Source organism: Mucilaginibacter sp., assembly GCF_036383575.1.
In the GTDB taxonomy this organism is placed as follows: domain Bacteria; phylum Bacteroidota; class Bacteroidia; order Sphingobacteriales; family Sphingobacteriaceae; genus Mucilaginibacter.
The window spans coordinates 1-5,335 of record NZ_DASVOB010000865.1 but is presented as its reverse complement, the minus strand read 5'-3'; the positions used below and the strand labels follow the sequence as shown (position 1 = coordinate 5,335).

The 5,335-nt window shown below is 44.8% G+C and carries 2 protein-coding genes and 1 pseudogene; 2 read left to right on the top strand and 1 reads right to left on the bottom strand.

Annotated elements, in window-relative coordinates; translation table 11 throughout:
• Positions 1-879: pseudogene (locus tag VF500_RS30515) on the bottom strand (hypothetical protein); the annotation flags it as partial.
• Positions 880-1,289: 410 nt separating this feature from the next.
• On the opposite strand from VF500_RS30515, the gene VF500_RS30510 reads away from it, so the two are divergent.
• On the top strand, positions 1,290-4,412 hold the full coding sequence (locus tag VF500_RS30510; protein WP_330863270.1) for a TonB-dependent receptor: 3,123 nt from the start codon (positions 1,290-1,292) through the stop codon (positions 4,410-4,412).
• Between the two features lie 18 nt (positions 4,413-4,430).
• A partial coding sequence (locus VF500_RS30505; protein ID WP_330863269.1) for a RagB/SusD family nutrient uptake outer membrane protein occupies positions 4,431-5,335 on the top strand: 905 nt, incomplete at its 3' end.

Below are 5,335 nucleotides of genomic sequence, written 5' to 3'. Positions count from 1 at the left end.
GCTGTTTTGCAGGCCCTCTTTTTTGGAGATATTTTCAATTACATTACCCTGTTTATTTACCTGGTAAACGCCATTAGCGTATGTTCCTATCAAAAAGCTGCCATCGCCAAGTACCACTACGCCCGAAAAATGCTCGTGGTTATCAATGCCGAAACCATTGATATTGCAGCTTTTAAGCTGGTTTCCGTTTAATATGTAAACGCCATTTTTAGCTGTAGTAACCAGGCTCGAATCTTTATTAATGGCGGCAATTCCGGTGATGAAAAAGCCGGCAGGCAGGTCCTTCTTATCAATGAATTTTTGCCAGCTATTGCCCTTGAACGTAACCAAGCCCCTTTGCTCGTCATGAGCTATTAATTGCTTTTGATATATGCCCAGCGAAAGCCATGCGGAGTAGGGGGTATATGAGTTAATTTTACCATGATGATACCGGAAAATCTTGTTCCGCGACCGGAAAAAAACATCATCGTCATAACAGGCAATATCCCATATATCTGAAAACTGCCTGTCGGCCTTGGGCAGCAGCGTTTTGAGCGAAGTAAATTGAAGCAGTCCATTTTTGCCGGGCGAAAAATAACCCATCTCATCCTGCCCGCCGGCATACAGCTTTTTATCTTTTCCAAATTCTATCGACCATACAATAGTTTTATTGGGCAGGGGATAAAGCTGCCAGTAAGCGCCGTCAAATACCAGCACACCCTCATTATTGGCAAAGTACATGCGGCCCTGGGCGTCCTGAATGATCTTCCAGTTTTGGGTGCCGGCATTGTATTGTTTTTTTTCATAATTAACCGTTTCCCGCTGGCCGATATAGGTCTGTGAATACGAGGATAGGTTACCTGCAAGCAGGATTATAAAAAAAACAATAAGTGAGCGCATATAGGTTTTGCAGGCGAAAGCCCAACATTTTATTAAATGTATCAAAGATGTGGCGAATATCAAGCATTGCAATAAAAATTTCAAACTGTGTGGTAGTGATGTAGTCCGAAATTTCACTGTGGGTTAATCTGCCTATACATTTGGTGCCATAAACCTGATGCCCCGGCATTATTATTTAACCAAAAGTATAAACCTGTAAATGAGTTATTTAAACTTATGTACACCTGGCTTTGCATTTGTGCAGGCCTGCAATTGCTTTATGGCAACTGCACATGAGGTGCTTCCGCGATTTCCACCCTGAAAAGGCGAACCAATTTACAATACACTGCCCCACGTAGTGTATAATGAGTGCCTGCAAGGGTTTTCATTCCTCCCAAAAACCAAATAGTATCAACCTAAAATTAAACTTTATGCAAAAAAAACTTACGTTTTGTATAGCCCTCGCACTGCTCTTTTGCTTTGTTGACAGGGCTTATTCACAAACACTTCGTGTAACCGGTAAGGTTACCGAAAAGAAATCCGGCGATCCGCTGCCCGGGGCCACCGTTGCCATTAAAGGCACCACCAATGGTACGGTAACCGATATCAACGGAAAGTACGTGCTGCAAATACCACAGGGCGGCGCAACCTTGGTAGTATCCTTTATCGGTATGAATAAAATTGAGCAGCAGGTAAGCCAGGCCGGCGAAGTAAACTTCGCGCTGGATGATAATGCCGCCAATACCCTTAGCGAGGTTGTTGTAGTGGGCTATGGCACTCAAAAAGTAACTAATATATCGGGTGCTCTATCTGTTGTTAAAGCCTCGGACATTAAAAAGCTTACCCCCTTACGCGCGGAGGAAGCCCTGCAAGGCCAGGCTTCCGGCGTAACGGTTATTCAAAGCGGTTCGCCGGGTTCAAAGCCTACCGTACAGGTGCGTGGTATACCATCATTTTCAGGTAATGATCCAACCGTGATCGTGGATGGTTCGGTACAAACGCTTACCGATTTTAACGCTATTAACCCTTCGGATATCGAATCGATTAACGTACTGAAAGATGCGGCTACTACTGCCATATATGGTTTAAAGGGTGGTAACGGCGTTATCGTGGTAACTACCAAATCGGGCAGAAAAAACCAGAAAACCGAGATCTCTATCAACAGCAATTACGGTATTCAAAGTGTGCAGCGCAAAATAGGTGTATTGAACGCTACTGAGTATGGCGCTATTGTTAACGAAGGCAGCGTAACTTCTGGTGGACCGGTGATCTTCCCTGACCTTTCCATACTGGGCGTAGGTACCGATTGGCAGGACCAGATCTTCCACACTGCGCCTATGCAAACGCATAACCTTTCGGCAAGCGGTGGCAGCGATAAAATGCAGTATTTCCTTTCTGCGGGATACCAGAGCCAGGGCGGCATTGTGGGCGGTTATGATAAATCGAGGTTTAACCGCGGAAACTTTACGGCCAACCTGACTTTTGATATTACCTCTAAAATCAAATTCCTTGTTAACGCCACCGATGTGATCTTGACAGGCAAATCGGTACAGGAAAACTCCTTTAACAGTATTTTGGGCAGCGCTCTCAACTTTGATCCAACTGTGCCTGTTTACAATAATGATCCTAACAGCGTTGGTAAATACGGTTATAGTAACCTGATCCTGTCTGAAGTGTTTAACCCGCTGGCCAAGCTGGATAATACTTACAACAAAAACACAGGCAACAAGCTGTATGGCAAATTTGAATTACAGTACGATGTAATTAAAGGCCTTAAACTGAACAGCAGGTTTGGCTACACCAAATACGACGATAATTCAAAAAACTTTACCCCACTGGTTTTCTACGGTCCGCTTAACGTAAACAACACCATGAATGCCGATGGCAGCACGGTAACCGGCTCGCACAGCAGCGTATCGCAAACTAAAAACAGTAATTTCAACTATACCTGGGAGTCGTTCGCCAATTATAACTTCAATATTCAAAAAGATCACCATTTTGAAACGGTTGTTGGTTTTTCAATGGCGAAAACTACAGGTAACGGCATGAATGCCACCCGGCAGGATGTACCCTTTAACTCCTGGGAGTTTGCCGATTTTTCGGCGGCTACGGGCAACAACACTGCCGATAACCTGAATGCTTTAACAGGTTCGTATTACCAGTACTTTAAGCGGAATCTTTCTTACTTCGGTCGCGTTAATTATGATTATAAAGGCAAATACCTTGCATCATTCTCTGCCCGCCAGGATGGTTCATCTGCTTTTGGTAAGGACAATAAATTCGCCAACTTTTACGCCGGTTCATTGGGCTGGGTAGTAAGCAGCGAAGACTTTTTTAAAGTTCCCTTTGTTGATTATTTAAAGATCCGCGGCAGTTACGGCTCAACCGGTAACGAAAACGTGAACCCGGTTTATGTTTCTATCGTAACCGGCGGCCCTGATTATGGCCCAACAGCTAACAGTAACGGCTATAACTTTGGCAACATCTTTTATCCGGGTTCAACCGTAGGTTCGGCAGCCAATAACAGCCTGGCCTGGGAAAAGCAGCTACAGAGCAACGTAGGTTTTGATGCTACCTTCTTTAAAGGCAAGCTTTCCCTCTCTGCCGATTATTTTGAGAAAAGGGTAAGCGGCCTGTTGTTTACTCCTTCAATCTCCTTGTATTTAGGTACTATCCCTCCGCCAACGGCCAATATCGGTTCAACCAAAACAAACGGTGTTGATATCACGCTCGGCTACAATGAAACCATCAGCAAGGACATTAAGTTAAGCAACAACTTTACATTCACCACAAGCAAAAACATTGTTACCGCTACTAATACCGACGGTACGGCAAAGGTAACTGGTGGCAGTTATTTTAACGGACAGTCGCAAACGGTTACCGTGTTTGAAAAAGGCCATACCCCGGGCTATTTCTATGGTTACAAAACCGATGGCTTATTTCAGAACGCTGCCGAAATAGCTGCTGCACCAACTCAGGACGGCGCACAGCCTGGTGATATCCGCTATGTGGATGTAAACCACGATGGCAAAATCACCGCTGCCGATCAAACCCAGATCGGTAACCCTTTCCCTAAATTTACTTTAGGCTGGAACCTGAGCGTATCCTACAAAAGCTTTGATTTCAGCGCGTTTACTTACGCTTCAATAGGTAATGATGTTTACCGGGCTTATGAGCGTAACCAAAACTTTACCAACAAATTCCGTAATGTGCTGGCCCGCTGGACTGGTCCGGGTTCAACAAACGATGCCAAAGATCCAAGGTATTCATTTAATGACCCTAATAGCAACATCCGCGTATCCGACAGGTATGTTGAAAATGGCAGCTTCGTGAAAATAAAAAACCTGCAGCTGGGTTATACGCTTCCAACTTCATTTGCGCGTGGTGTATTTAAAAGTATCAGGGTTTACGGGCAGGTTAAAAACGCCTTCACCATTACCAAATACACTGGCTTTGATCCTGAAATAGCCGGCGATGTACTGGATACAGGTATCGACCGCGGCGCATATCCTCAGGCGAGGATGTACAGCTTTGGTCTTGACATTAAACTATAACCACTAACAGATACTAAAATGAAGAAGATATATATACCGATAGTGAGCATGGTTCTGTTAATGACCATGAACACCTCATGTAAAAAATTTGTAGACTATAACCCGCACGAAGATTTTAAAGTAACCGATCAGGATTATCTTAAAACCGAAACCGATTACCGCACCATGGTGATCAGCGCATACACGCCTTTACAATGGTTAAACCAAATGGTGCCCGTAGGCGATATTGCCTCTGATAACTCGGTAGCAGGCGGTGAGGCAGCATCAGATGTGCTTTCATTGCAGCAGATGGATGATTATACCCTCACCCCGGTTAACTCAACACTTACCGATCTGTGGCAGGTATCGTACGAGGGTATAAACCGTGCCAATTACCTGACACAATATAAAGATAAGAACCCGGCCGGTACGCAGGTTGCCTTTGCTGGCAAAGACGCCCTTTACGGGGAAGTTAGCTTTTTACGGGCTTACTACTATTTTTCGCTGGTGCGGATGTTTGGCGATGTGCCGCTGTTTACCGACAAAAGATTAGAGGTAAGTGATTCCAAAACCCTTAAACGTAACCCTAAAGCTGACGTTTACAAACAGATAGAAGCTGATTTGAACAGTGCCATTGCGGTATTGCCAGCTTCGCAGGATCAAAAAGGCCGCATCACCAAATATGCAGCCCAAGCTATGTTGGGTAAAGTGTACCTATACGAGAACAAGTTTGATGATGCTAAAACTGTGCTTGAAAGTGTGATCAGTTCAGGCGCGTTCTCATTAGTACCCGACTTTGCCTCGATATTCCTGGCAGCAGGTGAAAACGGCCCCGAATCGGTTTTTGAAATTCAGTACAGCAACAACTCACCTTACTACAACTGGGGGGGCGTTACACGTGGACAAGGTAATTACTCAGTACAGCAATGCGGCATCCGCGGTTT

Excerpts from the sequence above, each read along its gene's own strand:
- VF500_RS30510 (WP_330863270.1), top strand. The coding sequence starts at position 1,290 with ATGCAAAAAAAACTTACGTTTTGTATAGCCCTCGCACTGCTCTTTTGC.